This is a genomic window from Mycolicibacterium sp. SMGY-1XX, from assembly GCF_059132455.1.
On record NZ_CP101139.1, the window covers coordinates 5,442,735 to 5,461,756 of the forward strand.

Below are 19,022 nucleotides of genomic sequence, written 5' to 3' on the forward strand. Positions count from 1 at the left end.
ATCAGTACAGGGCGTTGGCCAGCTTGCGGCGCCCGGCGATGACATCCGGGTCCGCGGGGTCGAACAGGTCGAACAACTCGATCAGTCGAGTCCGCACCCGGGTGCGGTCGTCCCCGAAGGTGGCCCGCACCAGTGCCGTGAGACGGTCGAAAGCGCCACTGACGTCCTGGCTGAGCACCTGGACGTCGGCGGCGGCGAACGCCGCGTCGATATCCGAGGGCGCCGCGTCGGCGAGTGCCACAGCGTTCTGCGGATGTGCGGTGGCGCGGGTGAGGAAGTCGATCTGGCGCACCGCGCCTTTAGCTTCGACGTGGCCTGGATCGTTGTCCAGGATGGCCTGGTAGGCGGTCTTGGCGGTGGCGAAATCACCGTTTTCGAGTGCTTCGCGCGCCGACGCCAGAGCCGGGTCCACTTCCTCGGGCTCACCCTCGGCGCCGCCGCTGAGCTTCCCGGCGGTGGCACTCAGCAGCGAGTCGATCCACTTGCGCAGCTGATCAGGCGGCTGCGAACCCTGGAAGCTGGCCAGCGGCTGGCCGGCTGCCAGCGCCACCACAGTCGGGACGGCTTGCACACCGAACGCCTGGGCCACCCGCGGCGTGGTGTCGACGTTGACGGTGGCCAGCGCCCACTTGCCGCCGTCCTGTGCGGCCAGGCCGGAGAAGTCCTCCACCAGCTGCACCGAGGAGTCGCTGCGCGGAGTCCAGAGCACGACCACCACCGGCACCTCGTTGGACCGCACCAGCACGTCGGACTCGAAGGTCGCCTCGGTGACCTCTGTACCCGGCGGCGGGCCCGCGGAGGCGCCGTCTGCGGCGCCTACGGCGGGCTGCTGTGCCCGCTGCTTGAGCCCCGACAGGTCAACGGCCCCGGCCATCGACGCGGCAAATGCGGCCCCGGCCGGGGGGCGCCCAGGAGATCCAGGTCTCGTCACGCCCTCAAGTCTGTCACGTCGCCTCGGGTGCGGGCCGCGCTGGTCCGCCCGGCGCAACGCTGCTCCGGACGGCTGGGGCGTCGCCCAGCCGAGCCGTCTTGTCAGCCCATATGAGGAAGATCACACTGCCCAGCGGCAAGATGCTTCCCAGCAACGCCAGCAACCATGTGCCGAGGCCCCATTTGTAGGCGATCCCGGCGAACAGCGCGGCGACCAGGAAGGCGACGAAAACACCGCCGTGCACCGGCCCGAAGATCTTCACGCCGATCTCGGTGCGGGGGGATCCGACGTACTTGAAGAACATCCCCACCAGCAATCCGACCCAGCTGACGGCTTCCAGGAGAGCCACGAGCCGGAAGCGTCCTGCCGTGGACCGAAGATCATAAGCGCTAGACATGGCCCCTATTGTGCCTGACCGGCGCGCTGGCTACTACGCCACGTCGTACGAATCGGTGCCGTAGGTCAGGGCGCCCGCAGGATCAGGGCGTCCCCCTGGCCGCCGGCCCCGCACAGCGCCGCGACGGCGTACTTACCGCCGGTGCGCTTGAGTTCGAGCGCCGCATGCAGGGTGATCCGGGCGCCCGACATCCCGATCGGGTGCCCCACCGCAATGGCGCCGCCGTTGGTGTTCACCTTGTCCAGGCTCACGCCGAGTTCCCTGGCCGAGGCCAACGACACCGCCGCAAACGCCTCATTGATCTCGATGACGTCAAGCTCCTCGACACTGATGCCCTCCCGGGCCACCGCCTTCTTGATCGCATTCGCCGGCTGGCTCTGCAACGTCGAGTCCGGACCCGCCACCACCCCGTGGGCGCCGATCTCGACCAGCCACTCCAGGCCCAGCTCCTCGGCCTTGGCCTTGCTCATCACCACCACGGCGCAGGCACCGTCCGAGATCTGCGACGCCGACCCGGCGGTGATGGTGCCGTCCTTGCGGAACGCCGGACGCAGGCCCGACAGCGACTCGGCGGTGGTGTTGGCGCGGATGCCCTCGTCCTCGGTGAACTCGATGGGATCACCCTTGCGCTGCGGAATCGACACCGGCACCACCTCGTCGGCGAACACCCCGTCCTTCCACGCCGCCGCGGCGCGCTGATGAGACCCGGCCGCGTACTCATCCTGCTCAACGCGGGTGAATCGATCCTGATCATTGCGCTGTTCGGTCAGCGCCCCCATCGGCTGGTCGGTGAACACGTCGTGCAGGCCGTCGTAGGCCAGATGGTCCAGCACCGTGACGTCGCCGTATTTGTATCCGGCCCGGCTGTCCATCAGCAGGTGCGGCGCCTTGGTCATCGACTCCTGCCCACCGGCGACCACCACCTCGAACTCCCCGGCCCGAATCAGCTGATCCGCCAGTGCAATCGCATCGATGCCCGACAGGCACATTTTGTTGATCGTCAACGACGGGACATCCCAGCCGATGCCGGCCGCCACCGCGGCCTGGCGCGCCGGCATCTGCCCGGCCCCGGCCGTCAACACCTGGCCCATGATCACGTAGTCCACCAACCCGGCATCCACCCCGGCTCGCTCCAAGGCGCCCTTGATCGCCACCGCACCCAGGTCAGACCCCGAAAAATCTTTCAACGCCCCCGACAGTTTGCCGATCGGGGTCCGCGCTCCAGCAACGATCACCGACGTCGTCATAAAGTCCTCCAGAGTGGATGTGAATGGCCGATCGGGCCACCGGCAGGTGTGTGATCCTGCTGAAAAGGTTACCTTTGCGTTATGACCACCGAGCAGCTAGATACCCAGTCCGTCCTGGGCACCACGACGCCTTCTGCCCTGGTCACCGCGATCGATCACGTCGGCATCGCGGTCCCGGACCTGGCGGAGGCCAAGAAGTGGTATCACGACCACCTCGGCATGATCGTCCTGCACGAGGAAGTGAATGAGGAGCAGGGCATTGTCGAGGCCATGCTGTCGGTGCGGGGCGCCCCCAAGGGCAGCGCCCAGATCCAGCTGATGGCGCCCATCGACGACTCGTCGACCATTGCGAAGTTCCTCGACAAGAAGGGCCCGGGCCTGCAGCAGCTCGCCTACCGCACCAGCGACCTGGACACCCTCTCGACACGTCTGCGCGACCAGGGTGTGCGGTTGATCTACGACGCTCCGCGGCGCGGTACCTCGAACTCCCGCATCAACTTCATCCACCCCAAAGACGGTGGCGGCGTGCTCATCGAGCTCGTCGAGCCGGCCGCGGATTCACACTAGATTTCTCACGACCACCGTCGGGTCGGGCTGCGGGTAGCCCGATTGGCCCAGCACGGCGTGTGCCAGTGCCGACGGTCGTCGACGGCGTTGTCCCCCAGATCGGCCGGCCAGACCACCACATGAGCGGTGCCGACTCGTATCTCGTGGTCGCAGCCTGGGCAGCGGTAGGTCTTGACGGCTCTGGCGCCGGGTAGTTGCACCACCTCGTAGTCGTACCCGTCCGGCCCCACCTCGATCCGCCGCGACTGGAACAGCGGGCGGACCGGCTGCTGCCGCCTGTCCGCCCTGCGCCTGCGGCCCATCAGAACAGCCGGAACTCGTCGCTGTCCATACCGCGCATCTGGTCGTAATCCAAAGTCAGACAGCGGATTCCGCGGTCGGTGGCAAGTGTGCGCGCCTGCGGCTTGATCTGCTGGGCCGCAAATACCCCCGCCACCGGCGCAAGCAGCGAATCGCGGTTGAGCAGTTCCAGATAGCGGGTGAGCTGTTCCACGCCGTCGATCTCCCCGCGCCGCTTGATCTCCACCGCCACCGAGCGGCCCTGCTCGTCGCGGCACAGCAGGTCCACCGGACCGATGGCGGTCATGTACTCGCGCCGCACCAGGGTGTACCCCGCACCCAGGAGCTCCACGTGTTCGGCCAGCAACTCCTGCAGGTGTGCTTCCACGCCATCTTTCACCAGCCCCGGGTCAACACCCAAGTCGTGGCTCGAGTCGTGCTCGATCTCCTCCAGTGTGATCCGCAGCTGTTCGCCGGCCTTGTTCTCGACCACCCACACCAGACGATCATCGGTGCTGTCCTCGGTGAGCCAGCACGGCGGGCTCATCCAATTCAACGGTTTGTACGCCCGGTCGTCGGCGTGGATGCTGACCGAACCGTCCGCCTTGACGAGCAGTAACCGCCGCGCCGAGGGCAGATGCGCGGTCAGACGGCCGACGTAGTTCACGGTGCACTGGGCGATGACAAGACGCACGCGAACCACCTTAGGCGGCGACCGATACCGTCGAGGGACGAGACGGTTGAGGAGCCGCCCAACCCCGCCCAGCGGCGACCGATACCGTCGAGGGACGAGACGGTTGAGGAGCCGCCCAACCCCGCCCAGCGGCGACCGATACCGTCGAGGGACGAGACGGTTGAGGAGCCGCCAAGTCGAGCTCAACGGATGGGCGCGCCCACTAGGCTTGCGCCACCATGAATGCCAACCCGACGCTGGCGCAGCGCCTCGGCCGCGTGCTCGAGTCCGTCACCCGCCAGAGCGGTCGGCTACCGGAGGCGCCCGAGTACGGCTCCTGGCTTCTCGGTCGGGTCGCTGAGACCCAGGCGCGACGCCGGGTGCGCATCCAGGCGATCCTGACGCTGTTGATCATCGTGGCCAACCTGATCGGCATCGGGGTGGCCACGCTCGTCGTGATGGTGGCGTTCCCCCAGCCCAGCGTGTTCGAGCCGGAGGTCCGCTGGATCACCTACGGCGTGGCCCCCGCCTACATTGCGGCCGCACTGGTGGTCGGGATCTTCTGGGCCACCCGACGGGTGATCAACAACGTCCGCTGGGCCATCGAAGAAACCCCGCCGACCCGTGATGATCAGCGCAACACCTTCTTCGCGCCGTGGCGCCTCACTCGGGTACTGCTGGCGCTGTGGGGCGGCGGCACCGTTCTGCTGACCACACTGTTCGGCCTCGAGGACACCCGCTACATCGCGAAGTTCCTCTTGGGCATCAGTTTCAGCGGCATCGTGGTGTCGGCAAGCTGCTACCTGTTCACCGAGTTCGCGTTGCGCCCGGTCGCCGCCCAGGCACTCGAGGCCGGCCCGCCGCCACGCCGGTTCGCCGCCGGAATCATGGGCCGCACGATGGTGGTGTGGATCCTGGGCTCAGGGGTTCCCGTGCTGGGCATTCTGCTGGCGGCCATCATCACCCTGACGCTGCGACACGTCACCCCCACGCAGTTCACCATCGCGGTGATCATCCTGGCCGCCTTCGCGTTGATCTTCGGCTTCACCTTGATGTGGATCCTGTCCTGGCTCACGGCGACACCGGTGCGGGTGGTGCGCGCCGCCCTCAGCCGCGTCGAGCACGGCAACCTGAACACCAACCTGGTGGTGTTCGACGGCACCGAACTCGGCCAGCTCCAGCGCGGGTTCAACACGATGGTCGCGGGCCTACGCGAGCGGGAACGGGTGCGCGATCTGTTCGGACGGCACGTCGGTCGCGAGGTGGCGGCCGCCGCCGAGCGGGAACGTCCGAAGCTCGGCGGTGAGGAGCGGCACGCCGCGGTGATCTTTGTCGACATCATCGGCTCCACCCAGCTGGTCACGGGCCGCCCCGCGGCCGAGGTGGTGCAGTTGCTCAACCGATTCTTCGCCGTCATCGTCGACGAAGTGGACCGCCAGCAGGGACTGCTCAACAAATTCGAGGGTGACGCGTGCCTTGCGGTGTTCGGCGCCCCGAACCGGCTGGAGTGTCCCGAGGACGCCGCGCTGGCGGCGGCCCGGGCCATCGCCAGGCGGCTCGTCGAGGAGATCCCCGAGTGTCAGGCCGGAATCGGCGTTGCGGCCGGCCAGGTGGTGGCCGGCAATGTCGGCGCACGCCAGCGCTTCGAGTACACCGTGATAGGCGAACCCGTCAACGAAGCAGCGCGGTTGTGCGAGCTGGCCAAGTCCGTGCCGGGCCGGCTACTGGCGTCGTCGGACACCATCGAGGGCGCGACCGAAAACGAAAGACGCCATTGGACTTTCGGTGAGACCGTGACGCTGCGCGGTCACGACGAACCCACCCGGCTGGCGCTACCGGTCCAGCTCTGACTGCTCCTGCAACCAGCGCTCGGCCTCCTTGACCGCTTCTTCCAGAGTCGTGAACGCCGTGGCGTCGAACCGGTGTGGAGAACGGATCACCGCCCCATCGCGGTCCACCAGCAGACCTGTCTTCCCCTGCTGTCGCAGCGCAGAACTCATGCCAGCCAACAATTCCCGGGCCGGGTCGTTGATGGTGTCCAACCGCGATACGTCCAGCACCGCCACATCCAGATGGCCGCACTCCCGGCTGACCGTTCTGAGCACCTGCTCCGCCCCGGCGAACAGGAGATCGCCATGCACCTCATAGACCCGCACATTGTCGACGGGTTCGTACACCGCGCGGATGGTCGAACGGGACTCACGACTGACGGTCAGGAAGTGCAACCCGAGCTGGCGAGACAGGCTGCGGCACACCCGAACCCCACGAACACTGTTGCCCTTGGCATCCAACAGCGGTGAGTAGACACCGATTCCGAGCTGACCCGGAAGTACCGCCATGATGCCGCCGCCGACACCACTCTTGGCCGGCAACCCCACCCCTGTCACCCAGTCCCCGGCGGCGTCGTACATACCGCAGGTGACCATGACGCTGAGCGTGCGCTGCGCCACGTGATTGTCGGTCACGCGCCTGCCCGTCATCGGGTTCACGCCGCCGCGCGCCAGGGTGGCACCGATGCGCGCCAGATCGGTGCTCGTCACTTTCAGAGAGCACTGCCTGAAGTACACATCGAGAACCTCGTCGGGATCGCCTTCGAGCACCCCGAAACTCTGCAGCATGTAGGCGATCGCGCGGTTGCGGCTGCCGGTGGCCTTCTCCGAGAGGTAGACCTGATCGTCGAGGTGCAACTGCCGGCCGGCGCACGCGGAGTAGAAATCGCGGATGCACTCGAATCGCTCGTCGGCGTCAGCGCCCTCAATCAGTGACACCGCGGCTATGGCACCGGCGTTGATCATCGGGTTCTTCGGAGTCTTGCTCACGCGGTCGACACTGATCTCGTTGAACGCCTCACCCGAGGGTTCCACACCGATCTTCGCATCCACTGCCTCCTCACCGAGCTGGTGCAGGGCCAGCGCGTAGGTCAGCGGTTTGGAGATCGACTGGATGGTGAATTCGACTGTCGCATCGCCGGATTGATAGACGTGGCCATCTGCTGACGACAGGGACATGCCGAAGCCGTTCGGGTCGACACCGGCGAGCTCCGGGATATAGGCGGCCAATGCCCCCTCGGTGCACATCGCGTGCTCTTCACAGATCCGATCGAGGTACTGCTGCACCAACTCCGCCACGCCGCGATCCTAGCTGGCAAGATCGCAGACGTGACCCTGCCCAAGACCATCACCGCGACCACCGTCCTGCTCGCTGCTGCGTGCCTGACCGCTGCGCCCGCTGCCGCAGACGATGACACATTCGTCGGCGCACTCGAGATGATCGGTGTCACCGCCGAGAGCCCTGCGGCGGCGGCGGAGATGGGACGGTCGGTGTGCGCCGGTTTCGATGCGGGGCAGGCCCTGCCCGTCGTGGTTGAGCAGTTGTCGGCCGGTCATGACCTGTCATTCGAGACGGCCAGTATGGTCGCCGGCTTCGCGGTGGCTGAGTACTGCGACCATCATGAGAGCGCGTTGAGGCTCGGGTAGCGTTCCGGCGTCAGGGGCGCGGTGAGCATCACCGGGCACTGCGCCATGAATCGCGGTGTGCGCCCACGATGTTCGTCGGCGGCGTGCACAGTGAACGGATGTAGCAGATACATGTCCCCCGGTGCACCCGTCGCATGCACCACCGGCCGCTCCCCGCTCGCCGCGTCGACAATCGGTCCGGCCTCCATACCGTCGAGCAACGCCGGGCCGAGGACGCCGGCCACGTCGCGATGAGAGCCGACCCGGATGCGGGTCGGGGCGTCGTCCGGCCCAACCTCGGACAGCAGGGTCAACAGCAGAAGCGTGTGCGGTGCACCACTGACCCACCAGGTGCCGTCGGCACCCGGGGTGTTCAGATCGATGTGCCACCCTCGGTCCTGGGCCGGTGGTGACACCGGGAATCGAACCGGGATGTTGCCCAGCGCACCGCGCGGCACCCACCCGCCGGGGCCGCAGATCATGTCCAGAGTCTCGGCCAGGCGGCGACTGCCCACCAGGGCGCCGAACGGCCCGCCGCCGGTGAGATCGGACACCCACCTCACCGGCTCGGACCACCCGTCCGGGTCGTCAGGCCCCGAGTTCAGTTGTCTCCACAGCCGTGCCCGCGCGTCGTCCGCCGCGGAGCGCAACTCGGGCTGTTCGATCTTCAGATATCCCTGTGCCATGAACGCGTCGACGTCGACCACAGCAGCCAGCGTGGCACGTCAGGCTCTCAGAGCGCCAACGATTTATCACCGCAGGTCACGGAAAGCCAGGCGATGACAACTCTTTTCACGAATGTTCAGACTCTGCGCAGTTCGAACAGCGGGATGGGCCGTTCGGTTTTGGCCTGATAGTCCGCCAGCACCGGCGCTAGTTCGGCCACCCTGGAGTACAACCGATTTCGCTCTTCACCGGTCACCTCCCGCGCGTCGATGTCGTAGACCTCGGTGCCCACCTCCACGCGTGCACGCGGATGCGCCCGAAGATTGTGCACCCATGCCGGATCTTTGGCCGATCCGAGAAACGAGCCCGCCACGAGCATTCGGCCGTCAACGGTCAGATAAGCCAGCGGTGTCACTCGCGCCTTCCCGGACCGGGCGCCCGTGGTGTGCACCAGCAGGACGTCACCGCCGGGCAGACCGGCGATGGCCCCCTGGTTCGCCCTGAACTCGGCAATGACACCGCGATTGAATGCGCCGAGCGCCGCAGGATCGGACGCCAGCTCGGCCTTGTTGATCTGGTTCATCGGATCACCTCCCGGTACCAGCTTAACCGGACCGAGGTCCGATTGGCAGCCGCCACCGCGATGTCGTAAACCCGCCAGCGGTGTCGGTGCCCGGGTGTAATCGTGGTAGCCATGCAACCCGGCATCCATGACGACTTCGATCGTTGCTATCGCGCCGTGCAATCCAAGGATCCGCGATTCGACGGCTGGTTCGTGACAGCCGTGCTCACCACCAAGATCTATTGCAGGCCCAGCTGCCCGGTGCGTCCCCCCTTCGCCCGCAATGTCCGGTTCCTCCCGACCGCGGCCGCCGCGCAGCAAGCCGGCTTCCGCGCCTGTAAGCGTTGCCGGCCGGACGCCTCCCCAGGGTCGCCGGAGTGGAATGAACGCGGCGACGTGGTGGCCCGGGCCATGCGGCTGATCGCTGACGGCACCGTGGACCGAGAGGGCGTGACGGGTCTGGCCACCAAGCTGGGCTACACACCGCGCCAGCTCGAGCGGCTGCTGAACGCGGACGCCGGTGCCGGGCCACTGGCGCTGGCCCGAGCCCAACGCGCACAGACCGCGCGAGTGCTCATCGAGACCACCGCGCTGCCCTTCAGCGAGATTGCGTTCGCCGCGGGTTTCGCCAGTGTGCGGCAATTCAACGACACCGTGCGCGAGGTCTTTTCCTCCACGCCAACGGAGTTGCGCCGCCAGGCCGCCAAGGGCACGCCCCGCACAGGAAACTCGGGCACCCTCACCCTGCGGTTTGCGGTCCGGGCCCCATTCACGTACGACGGGGTGTTCGGCCATCTGGGCGCCACGGCGGTACCGGGTTGCGAGGAGGTTCGTGACGGGGCATATCGCCGCAGTCTGCGGTTGCCGCGCGGAACGGGCATCGTCAGCCTGACGCCCGCCACCGACCATGTGCGGTGCAGCCTGCACCTGGAGGACTTTCGCGACCTGTCCGCGGCCGTGGCACGGTGTCGCCGGGTACTCGACCTCGACGCCGACCCCGAAGCCATCGACGCCGCCCTCGGTGAGGACTCGGCGCTTCAGCCGTTGATCGCCAAGTCCCCGGGCCAGCGCATACCCCGCACCGTTGACGAGGCGGAGCTCGCGATACGCGTCGTGCTGGGCCAGCAGGTGTCCACGAAAGCGGCACGGACGCACGCGGCCCGGCTGGTCGCGCACTACGGCATGCCCGTCGCCGACCCAGCCGGTGGCCTCACCCACACCTTTCCCACCCCCGAGGAGCTGTTGCAGCTGGACCCGATGCGCCTCGCCGTGCCCCACACCCGCCGGCGCACCGTCATCGCGCTCATCGAGTCATTGGCCAGCGGCGAGCTCGTGCTCGACGCCGGATGCGACTGGCAACGGGCCCGCGACCTGTTGATGGCATTGCCGGGAGTGGGGCCGTGGACCACAGAGATCATTGCGATGCGGTGCTTCGGCGATCCAGACGCCTTCCCCGCCTCGGATCTCGGGGTCCGGGCCGCCGCTGCGCAGCTCGACATACCCGACGGCGTACGAGCGCTCACCGAATACGGCAGCAGATGGCGCCCGTGGCGCTCATACGCCACCCAATATCTCTGGACCGCACTGGACCACGACGTCAACCACTGGCCACCGCGAGGGCCTCAGAAAGAAACGAAGAAAGCAGCATGATCCGATACCGCGTGATCGACAGTCCCATCGGCCTACTCACACTTGCCGGCAGAGGGCCGGTTCTCACGAATCTGCGAATGGTCGATCAAACGTATGAGCCTGACCGGGCCGACTGGACACTCGACGATCGCGCATTCCCCGACGCAGTCGAACAATTGGCTGCCTATTTCGCAGGCGAATTGCAACAATTCGATCTGCGGCTGGAATTCCAGGGGACACCATTTCAGCAGAAAGTCTGGGAAGCGCTTCGCACCATTCCTTACGGCGAAACCAGATCCTATGGCGATATTGCGCTTCAAATAGGAAACCCGACGGCTTTCCGTGCCGTCGGTTTGGCGAATGGACATAATCCGATCGCCGTGATCGTCCCGTGCCACCGGGTTATCGGCGCGAATGGCAGTTTGACCGGATTCGGCGGCGGGCTCGATCGAAAGCGGATGCTGCTCGCATTGGAGCAGAATGTGGCGTCCTTGACGCTGTTCGATTGAAAGTCCGGAAATAGAAATACCCCCCACGGGTGTGGGGGGTATTTCTGAATGTGTGTTCGGCGGTGTCCTACTTTTCCACCCGTAGGGGTAGTATCATCGGCGCTGGCAGGCTTAGCTTCCGGGTTCGGGATGGGACCGGGCGTTTCCCTGTCGCTATGACCGCCGTAACTCTATTTTCTTGTGTGATTCCCCCGGGGTGGTCGGGTGGCGCCACGGTGTGGTGGCGGCCGGCCCAGAATCCGGTGGGGGTTTCGTGTGCACCAAGAAAGGTGTTTTTGGTGGTGGGATGCAATGTTGGTCATTGCGGATGTGGTTGCGAAGCAAAAGGTTGTTGTAAGTTTTCGGCCGGTTAGTGCCAGTTCCCTCACACATTGCTGTGTTTACAGGTCTGGCCTATCGATCCCGTGGTCTGCGGGGGCCTTATCCCTCCTAGAGGGTGAGAAACCTGGTCTTGGAAGAGGTTTCCCGCTTAGATGCTTTCAGCGGTTATCCTGTCCGAACGTGGCTATCCAGCCGTGCTCCTGGTGGAACAACTGGTATACCAGAGGTTCGTCCGTCCCGGTCCTCTCGTACTAGGGACAGATTTCCTCAAGTTTCTGACGCGCGCGGCGGATAGAGACCGAACTGTCTCACGACGTTCTAAACCCAGCTCGCGTGCCGCTTTAATGGGCGAACAGCCCAACCCTTGGGACCTGCTCCAGCCCCAGGATGCGACGAGCCGACATCGAGGTGCCAAACCATCCCGTCGATATGGACTCTTGGGGAAGATCAGCCTGTTATCCCCGGGGTACCTTTTATCCGTTGAGCGACACCCCTTCCACTCGGGGGTGCCGGATCACTAGTCCCGACTTTCGTCCCTGCTCGACGTGTCAGTCTCACAGTCAAGCTCCCTTGTGCACTTGCACTCAACACCTGATTGCCGTCCAGGTTGAGGGAACCTTTGGGCGCCTCCGTTACATTTTGGGAGGCAACCGCCCCAGTTAAACTACCCACCAGGCACTGTCCCTGAACCGGATATACGGTTCGAAGTTAGAAGTCCAATACGATCAGAGTGGTATTTCAACAATGACTCCACCCACACTGGCGTGTGAGCTTCACAGTCTCCCACCTATCCTACACAAACCGTATCGAACGCCAATACCAAGTTGTAGTGAAGGTCCCGGGGTCTTTTCGTCCTGCCGCGCGTAACGAGCATCTTTACTCGTAGTGCAATTTCGCCGAGTCTATGGTTGAGACAGTTGAGAAGTCGTTACGCCATTCGTGCAGGTCGGAACTTACCCGACAAGGAATTTCGCTACCTTAGGATGGTTATAGTTACCACCGCCGTTTACTGGGGCTTAAATTCTCCGCTTCACCCCGAAGGGTTAACGGGTCCTCTTAACCTTCCAGCACCGGGCAGGCGTCAGTCCGTATACATCGTCTTGCGACTTCGCACGGACCTGTGTTTTTAGTAAACAGTCGCTTCTCACTGGTTTCTGCGACCCACTCCCGCTGCCGGCCGCGAAGGCCATGACGGTAGGTGGGTCCCCCTTCTCCCGAAGTTACGGGGGTATTTTGCCGAGTTCCTTAACCATAGTTCACTCGTACGCCTTGGTATTCTCTACCTGACCACCTGTGTTGGTTTGGGGTACGGGCCGTGTGAGAGCTCGCTAGAGGCTTTTCTCGGCAGCATAGGATCACCGAATTCACCTCATCCGGTTATGCATCACCTCTCGGACTATGTGAACGACGGATTTACCTATCGCTCGTCCTACCGGCTTGCCCCAGTATTACCACTGACTGGTACGGCTACCTTCCTGCGTCACCCCATCGCTTGACTACTACCAACGAAGGTCCCGCGCAGCCCCAGAAACCGTCACCCCGAAGGGCTCAGTGATCCTGGATTTGGGCGGTTAGTACCGCTGATTCATCAGGGACGCGCTCACACGGGTACGGGAATATCAACCCGTTGTCCATCGACTACGCCTGTCGGCCTCGCCTTAGGTCCCGACTCACCCTGGGCGGACTGGCCTGGCCCAGGAACCCTTGGTCTTTCGGCGGGCAAGGTTCTCACTTGCCTTATCGCTACTCATGCCTGCATTCTCACTCCCACACCCTCCACAACTCGCTTACGCGGCTGCTTCACCGGATGCAGGACGCTCCCCTACCCATCAACTTGCGTTGATGCCGCGACTTCGGCGGTGTGCTTGAGCCCCGCTACATTATCGGCGCACAATCACTTGACCAGTGAGCTATTACGCACTCTTTCAAGGGTGGCTGCTTCTAAGCCAACCTCCTGGTTGTCTTCGCGACTGCACATCCTTTTCCACTTAGCACACGCTTAGGGGCCTTAGTCGGCGATCTGGGCTGTTTCCCTCTCGACGCACGGAGCTTATCCCCCGCCGTCTCACTGCCACGCTTTCACTTACCGGCATTCGGAGTTTGGCTGACGTCAGTAACCTTGTGAGGCCCATCGGCCATCCAGTAGCTCTACCTCCAGCAAGAAACACGCAACGCTGCACCTAAATGCATTTCGGGGAGAACCAGCTATCACGGAGTTTGATTGGCCTTTCACCCCTACCCACAACTCATCCCCTCAGTCTTCAACCTAAGTGGGTTCGGGCCTCCACACGGTCTTACCCGCGCTTCACCCTGGCCATGGGTAGATCACTCCGCTTCGGGTCCAGAACACGCCACTACACCCCCAACGGGGATACGCCCTATTCAGACTCGCTTTCGCTACGGCTACCCCACCCGGGTTAACCTCGCGACATGTCCCTGACTCGCAGGCTCATTCTTCAAAAGGCACGCCATCACCCCACCACGAAGGAGGGCTCTGACGGATTGTAAGCGCACGGTTTCAGGTACTATTTCACTCCCCTCCCGGGGTACTTTTCACCATTCCCTCACGGTACTAATCCGCTATCGGTCACTGAGAAGTATTCAGGCTTACCGGGTGGTCCCGGCAGATTCACAGCAGATTCCACGGGCCCGCTGCTACTCGGGGACAGTTCCACAGGAGTCACAATGTTTTCGTCTACCGGGCTCTCACCGTCTACGGCAGGCCATCCCAGGCCACTTCAACTAACACCATGATTTCTCACTCCTGCACCCATCGGCGGATGAGTGAAGAAACGCCCCACAACACCGCACACACAACCCCCGCCGGGTATCACATGCATACGGTTTAGCCATCCTCCGCTTTCGCTCGCCACTACTCACGGAATCACAATTGTTTTCTCTTCCTACGGGTACTGAGATGTTTCACTTCCCCGCGTTCCCCCCAACGCCTATATATTCAGCGTTGGGTGACACGACATCACTCGTGCCGGGTTTCCCCATTCGGACATCCTCGGATCAACGCTCGGTTGACAGCTCCCCGAGGCATATCGCAGCCTCCCACGTCCTTCATCGGCTCCCAGTGCCAAGGCATCCACCATGCGCCCTTAAACACTTACAAAAACCAAAAATGAGCAAAAATTGCACATCAACACACACAAAAACCACCACCAGGATCAACCCGGAGGCAGACATTCTGCGTGCAAGATGCTCGCAACCACTATCCACAAATCAAACACCACACCCCACCACCAAGATGGAGCGACAACAACACCCACCACCACAACACCAACGGTGCCGCGATACGGGCCGGCACACCCCCTCACCAGGGAAGGACGCCGCAAGGCTGCTGCCTCAAAGCCCAACAGTGTGCTTGGCAACCCCCACACCCCAACCAGCCGAAACCAATTGACACGCAAGGTTTTTGAGTTTGTTCCTCAAACATTTATGCACCAGACCGACACCCACTACAGGCACCGGCCATCCACAGAATCCGTCTGAAACCTCGGCGATCCGCACGATGCGGGCCGACCCAGACATTGTGGTGCTCCTTAGAAAGGAGGTGATCCAGCCGCACCTTCCGGTACGGCTACCTTGTTACGACTTCGTCCCAATCGCCGATCCCACCTTCGACGGCTCCCTCCCACAAGGGGTTAGGCCACCGGCTTCGGGTGTTACCGACTTTCATGACGTGACGGGCGGTGTGTACAAGGCCCGGGAACGTATTCACCGCAGCGTTGCTGATCTGCGATTACTAGCGACTCCGACTTCACGGGGTCGAGTTGCAGACCCCGATCCGAACTGAGACCGGCTTTGAAAGGATTCGCTCCACCTCACGGCATCGCAGCCCTTTGTACCGGCCATTGTAGCATGTGTGAAGCCCTGGACATAAGGGGCATGATGACTTGACGTCATCCCCACCTTCCTCCGAGTTGACCCCGGCAGTCTCTCACGAGTCCCCACCATAACGTGCTGGCAACATGAGACAAGGGTTGCGCTCGTTGCGGGACTTAACCCAACATCTCACGACACGAGCTGACGACAGCCATGCACCACCTGCACACAGGCCACAAGGGAACCAATATCTCTACTGGCGTCCTGTGCATGTCAAACCCAGGTAAGGTTCTTCGCGTTGCATCGAATTAATCCACATGCTCCGCCGCTTGTGCGGGCCCCCGTCAATTCCTTTGAGTTTTAGCCTTGCGGCCGTACTCCCCAGGCGGGGTACTTAATGCGTTAGCTACGGCACGGATCCCAAGGAAGGAAACCCACACCTAGTACCCACCGTTTACGGCGTGGACTACCAGGGTATCTAATCCTGTTCGCTCCCCACGCTTTCGCTCCTCAGCGTCAGTTACTGCCCAGAGACCCGCCTTCGCCACCGGTGTTCCTCCTGATATCTGCGCATTCCACCGCTACACCAGGAATTCCAGTCTCCCCTGCAGTACTCCAGTCTGCCCGTATCGCCCGCACGCCCACAGTTAAGCTGTGAGTTTTCACGAACAACGCGACAAACCACCTACGAGCTCTTTACGCCCAGTAATTCCGGACAACGCTCGGACCCTACGTATTACCGCGGCTGCTGGCACGTAGTTGGCCGGTCCTTCTTCTGCAGGTACCGTCACTTGCGCTTCGTCCCTGCTGAAAGAGGTTTACAACCCGAAGGCCGTCATCCCTCACGCGGCGTCGCTGCATCAGGCTTGCGCCCATTGTGCAATATTCCCCACTGCTGCCTCCCGTAGGAGTCTGGGCCGTATCTCAGTCCCAGTGTGGCCGGTCACCCTCTCAGGCCGGCTACCCGTCGTCGCCTTGGTAGGCCATTACCCCACCAACAAGCTGATAGGCCGCGGGCCCATCCCACACCGCAAAAGCTTTCCACCACACACCATGAGGCGCGTGATCCTATTCGGTATTAGACCCAGTTTCCCAGGCTTATCCCAAAGTGCAGGGCAGATCACCCACGTGTTACTCACCCGTTCGCCACTCGAGCACCCCGAAGGGCCTTTCCGTTCGACTTGCATGTGTTAAGCACGCCGCCAGCGTTCGTCCTGAGCCAGGATCAAACTCTCCAAACAAAAACCCCTCAACCCACAGGCCAAGGCAGAATTCGAATCAGAAAAATCCGATCACAAACAAAAGACACCAAAACTGGCATCCAAAAACCACACCCCACACAGGAAGACGGGGAGTCCCCCACAGGATGTGGCAAAAACAAACAAAAACCACCAAACACACTATTGAGTTCTCAAACAACAGACCTGCAGTGAAAATCTTGTCCCATTTCAGGGCAACCCTGCCAGCTTAAACTATCTGGTCGAGCGAGTCAAGCTTTTCTGTCTCGCGTCTCCGCGGCGACTTCAAAAGATTAGAACTACCCGCGTTCCGAAGTCAAATCCCCTGGTCAGAGCGGTTTCGCTCGTTCAGGGGCCGACCTGTACTAGCTTACGCGCTCGATCTCGGCACCCAGGCTGACCAGGTTCTCGACGAACAACGGGTAGCCGCGATCGATGTGGAACACGTCGTGTACCTCGGTGTCGCCGTCAGCAACCAGGCCAGCGAGAACCAGCCCAGCGCCGGCACGAATGTCTGATGACCAGACGGGTGCACTCGACAACTGAGGGATACCGCGCACCACGGCGTGATGACCATCGGTGCGTGCGTCGGCACCCAGCCTGATCATCTCTTCGACGAATCGGAACCTCGCCTCGAAGACGTTCTCGGTGATCATCGAGGTGCCCTCGGCGATCGATGCCAGCCCGATCGCCATCGGCTGCAGGTCCGTCGGGAAACCCGGAAACGGCAGCGTCGCGACATTGACGGCCTTGGGCCGCTCGTACTGCACCACGCGGAAGCCGTCGTCACTCTGGGTCACCGTGGCCCCGACATCGTGCAGTTTGTGCAGGACCAGCTGCAGATGCGCGGGATCCACGCCCGTCACCGAGATGTCCCCTCGCGTCATCGCGGCCGCAATCCCCCAGGTCGCCGCGACGATGCGGTCGCCGATCACCCGGTGTTCGGTCGGATACAGCTTCGGCACGCCGGTGATGGTCAGAGTCGACGATCCCGCGCCGGTGATCTGCGCACCCATCTGGCTGAGCATCGTGCAGAGATCGGCCACGTCGGGCTCGCGTGCCGCGTTGTGGATCGTCGTCTCGCCCTCGGCGAGCACCGCCGCCATCAGGATGTTCTCGGTTGCCCCCACGGAGGGGAACTCCAGCTGGATCTCGGCTCCCCGCAGCGTGTCGGCATGGGCGACGACGCAGCCGTGCTCGATATTGCAGGTCGCGCCCAGTTGTCGGAGGCCGGCTTGATGCATGTCCAGGGGCCGCGAACCGATCGCGTCACCCCCGGGCAGGGCCACCCTGGCTTTTTTGCACCGTCCCACCAACGGGCCGAGGACACACACCGAGGCACGGAACTGCCTGACCGCGGCGAAGTCGGCGTCGTACTTCGGCTCATCGGGTGACGTGATGCGCACGACATCCCCGTCGAGTTCGACGTTGGCGCCCAGCCCGCGCAGCACCTCCGCCATCAGGGGCACGTCCAGGATGTCCGGGCAGTTCGTGATGGTCGTGGTGCCCTCAGCCAGCAGACTCGCCGCCATCAGCTTGAGCACGCTGTTCTTCGCTCCCCCAACAGCAACTTCGCCGGACAATCGGCTCCCACCGGTCACAACGAAACGCTCACTCACGCCGGTCAGTGTAAGCAGCCCAGAGCCCGAAGGCAGACTCCCTGGACGGACTGCCGTACGGTTTTTCCATGGCTGTGCACCTGACCCGCATCTACACCCGTACCGGCGACGACGGGACCACAGGTCTGAGCGATTTCTCCCGGGTTTCCAAATCGGATCCCCGACTGGTCGCGTACGCCGACTGTGACGAAACCAACGCCGCGATCGGCACCGCCATTGCGCTCGGCGCACCCGATCAACGCATACTCGCCGTGCTGCAGCAGATCCAGAACGACCTCTTCGATGCCGGTGCAGACCTGTCGACGCCCGTGGTCGAAGACCCCAAGTACCCGCCGCTGCGCATCACTGGTGAGTACATCGACCGGCTCGAGGGCTGGTGCGACGAGTTCAACGAGTCACTTCCCGCGCTGAACTCGTTCATCCTCCCGGGCGGGACGCCGCTGTCGGCTCTGCTGCATGTCGCCCGCACGGTCGCGCGCCGGGCCGAACGCTCGGCGTGGGACGCCATCGATGCGCACTCGGACGACATGAATGTGCTTCCCGCGAAATACCTCAACAGGCTCTCGGATCTGCTCTTCATCCTGTCGCGGGTGGCCAATCCGGACGGCGACGTGCTGTGGCGGCCCGGCGGCACTGCAACCAAGAGCTAGACGATCCGGCGCCGTGCGCGGGGGTTCGGACGCGACTCCAACCAGGACAGGAACGCCGTCAAGGCGCCGCGGTCCAAGGCGAGTTCGTAACCACGACGCCGATCCGGTGAGGAGTCGCGCAATTCGAGGACGACGATCTCCTCGGTCATGATGTCGAACTCGTCGCCGCGTGGTGAGCGACGAGACACGATCTCGATCCCGCGGCGGCTGAGCCGGCGGTTGGGCCACCACCGCATGCTGGAGAGCTGGTAGAAAACCGCTTCTCCCCCGCGGTAACGGATGACGCCGTGACGCCATCCGTGACCGCCGACTGCGGGGACGTCCCGCAGAATCGCCGCTGTTCCGCCCTGGCGCAGATTCCACAACCGGTAGGCCATCACGCCCACCAGCAGTAGCAACACACCGACGAGCACGACCATGAAGATCATGGACGCGCTCACCGGCCGCC

Annotated in this window: 16 protein-coding genes and 3 rRNA genes; 6 read left to right on the forward strand and 13 right to left on the reverse strand. The window is 63.5% G+C overall.

Features of this window, described 5'->3' with window-relative positions:
• Position 1 precedes the first annotated feature (1 nt).
• From NL241_RS25995 to NL241_RS26005, 3 genes are all read right to left on the reverse strand, one after another.
• Positions 2 to 931, reverse strand: coding sequence for a tetratricopeptide repeat protein (locus NL241_RS25995; RefSeq protein ID WP_494395429.1), 930 nt, complete (start codon positions 929 to 931; stop codon positions 2 to 4).
• Positions 932 to 944: 13 nt separating this feature from the next.
• Entirely contained in the window at positions 945 to 1,328 is a 384-nt protein-coding gene (locus NL241_RS26000) for a DUF3817 domain-containing protein (RefSeq protein ID WP_494395430.1), read from the reverse strand.
• 65 nt (positions 1,329 to 1,393) lie between these two features.
• Positions 1,394 to 2,575, reverse strand: coding sequence for an acetyl-CoA C-acetyltransferase (locus NL241_RS26005; RefSeq protein ID WP_494395431.1), 1,182 nt, complete (start codon positions 2,573 to 2,575; stop codon positions 1,394 to 1,396).
• Between the two features lie 81 nt (positions 2,576 to 2,656).
• On the opposite strand from NL241_RS26005, the gene mce reads away from it, so the two are divergent.
• Positions 2,657 to 3,142, forward strand: coding sequence for a methylmalonyl-CoA epimerase (mce, locus tag NL241_RS26010; protein ID WP_487696650.1), 486 nt, complete (start codon positions 2,657 to 2,659; stop codon positions 3,140 to 3,142).
• Positions 3,143 to 3,147: 5 nt separating this feature from the next.
• Here mce and NL241_RS26015 read toward each other — a convergent pair whose 3' ends face one another.
• Positions 3,148 to 3,444, reverse strand: a complete 297-nt coding sequence (locus NL241_RS26015) for an Rv1322 family protein (protein ID WP_487696651.1) — start codon at positions 3,442 to 3,444, stop codon at positions 3,148 to 3,150.
• Positions 3,444 to 4,115, reverse strand: coding sequence for an endonuclease NucS (gene nucS, locus NL241_RS26020; protein WP_487696652.1), 672 nt, complete (start codon positions 4,113 to 4,115; stop codon positions 3,444 to 3,446). Before nucS ends, NL241_RS26015 begins: the two co-directional genes overlap by 1 nt.
• A 218-nt stretch (positions 4,116 to 4,333) precedes the next feature.
• Here nucS and NL241_RS26025 point away from each other — a divergent pair, with 218 nt between their 5' ends.
• The gene (locus tag NL241_RS26025; RefSeq protein WP_494395432.1) at positions 4,334 to 5,944 is read left to right on the forward strand and encodes an adenylate/guanylate cyclase domain-containing protein; all 1,611 of its coding nucleotides are present in this window, start codon (positions 4,334 to 4,336) and stop codon (positions 5,942 to 5,944) included.
• On the opposite strand, the gene glsA is transcribed toward NL241_RS26025, so the two are convergent.
• A complete protein-coding gene (glsA, locus tag NL241_RS26030; protein WP_494395433.1) occupies positions 5,927 to 7,222 on the reverse strand; it encodes a glutaminase A in 1,296 nt (431 codons plus the stop codon). The genes NL241_RS26025 and glsA overlap by 18 nt on opposite strands.
• Before the next feature lie 30 nt (positions 7,223 to 7,252).
• Here glsA and NL241_RS26035 point away from each other — a divergent pair, with 30 nt between their 5' ends.
• On the forward strand, positions 7,253 to 7,570 hold the full coding sequence (locus NL241_RS26035) for a DUF732 domain-containing protein (protein ID WP_487696655.1): 318 nt from the start codon (positions 7,253 to 7,255) through the stop codon (positions 7,568 to 7,570).
• Here NL241_RS26035 and NL241_RS26040 read toward each other — a convergent pair.
• Together NL241_RS26040 and NL241_RS26045 are read right to left on the reverse strand one after the other, a co-directional pair.
• Positions 7,543 to 8,256 carry a phytanoyl-CoA dioxygenase family protein gene (locus tag NL241_RS26040; RefSeq protein WP_494395434.1) on the reverse strand — a complete coding sequence of 238 codons (714 nt, stop codon included), beginning with the start codon at positions 8,254 to 8,256 and terminating at the stop codon, positions 7,543 to 7,545. The genes NL241_RS26035 and NL241_RS26040 overlap by 28 nt on opposite strands.
• A 95-nt stretch (positions 8,257 to 8,351) precedes the next feature.
• On the reverse strand, positions 8,352 to 8,798 hold the full coding sequence (locus tag NL241_RS26045) for a nitroreductase family deazaflavin-dependent oxidoreductase (RefSeq protein WP_494395435.1): 447 nt from the start codon (positions 8,796 to 8,798) through the stop codon (positions 8,352 to 8,354).
• A gap of 123 nt (positions 8,799 to 8,921) precedes the next feature.
• On the opposite strand from NL241_RS26045, the gene NL241_RS26050 reads away from it, so the two are divergent.
• On the forward strand, positions 8,922 to 10,427 hold the full coding sequence (locus tag NL241_RS26050; protein ID WP_494398393.1) for an AlkA N-terminal domain-containing protein: 1,506 nt from the start codon (positions 8,922 to 8,924) through the stop codon (positions 10,425 to 10,427).
• Positions 10,424 to 10,915: a methylated-DNA--[protein]-cysteine S-methyltransferase gene (locus tag NL241_RS26055; protein WP_494395436.1), complete on the forward strand. Its 492-nt coding sequence runs from the start codon at positions 10,424 to 10,426 to the stop codon at positions 10,913 to 10,915. Before NL241_RS26050 ends, NL241_RS26055 begins: the two co-directional genes overlap by 4 nt.
• 54 nt (positions 10,916 to 10,969) lie before the next feature.
• On the opposite strand, the gene rrf is transcribed toward NL241_RS26055, so the two are convergent.
• The 4 genes from rrf to murA form a co-directional block, all read right to left on the reverse strand.
• Positions 10,970 to 11,082 (reverse strand): 5S ribosomal RNA (gene rrf / locus NL241_RS26060).
• Positions 11,083 to 11,244: 162 nt separating this feature from the next.
• Positions 11,245 to 14,354: ribosomal RNA gene (locus tag NL241_RS26065) — 23S ribosomal RNA — on the reverse strand.
• A 434-nt stretch (positions 14,355 to 14,788) separates the two neighbouring features.
• Positions 14,789 to 16,308 (reverse strand): 16S ribosomal RNA (locus NL241_RS26070).
• Together the 16S, 23S and 5S rRNA genes form the textbook arrangement of a ribosomal RNA operon.
• A gap of 362 nt (positions 16,309 to 16,670) precedes the next feature.
• Complete coding sequence (gene murA / locus NL241_RS26075) at positions 16,671 to 17,924, reverse strand: UDP-N-acetylglucosamine 1-carboxyvinyltransferase (protein ID WP_487694391.1); 1,254 nt, start codon at positions 17,922 to 17,924, stop codon at positions 16,671 to 16,673.
• 68 nt (positions 17,925 to 17,992) lie between these two features.
• Here murA and NL241_RS26080 point away from each other — a divergent pair, with 68 nt between their 5' ends.
• Positions 17,993 to 18,574, forward strand: a complete 582-nt coding sequence (locus NL241_RS26080) for a cob(I)yrinic acid a,c-diamide adenosyltransferase (protein ID WP_487694392.1) — start codon at positions 17,993 to 17,995, stop codon at positions 18,572 to 18,574.
• On the opposite strand, the gene NL241_RS26085 is transcribed toward NL241_RS26080, so the two are convergent.
• The gene (locus NL241_RS26085) at positions 18,571 to 19,014 is read right to left on the reverse strand and encodes a DUF2550 domain-containing protein (protein WP_487694393.1); all 444 of its coding nucleotides are present in this window, start codon (positions 19,012 to 19,014) and stop codon (positions 18,571 to 18,573) included. The two genes, NL241_RS26080 and NL241_RS26085, sit on opposite strands and share 4 nt — an antisense overlap.
• Positions 19,015 to 19,022 lie beyond the last annotated feature (8 nt).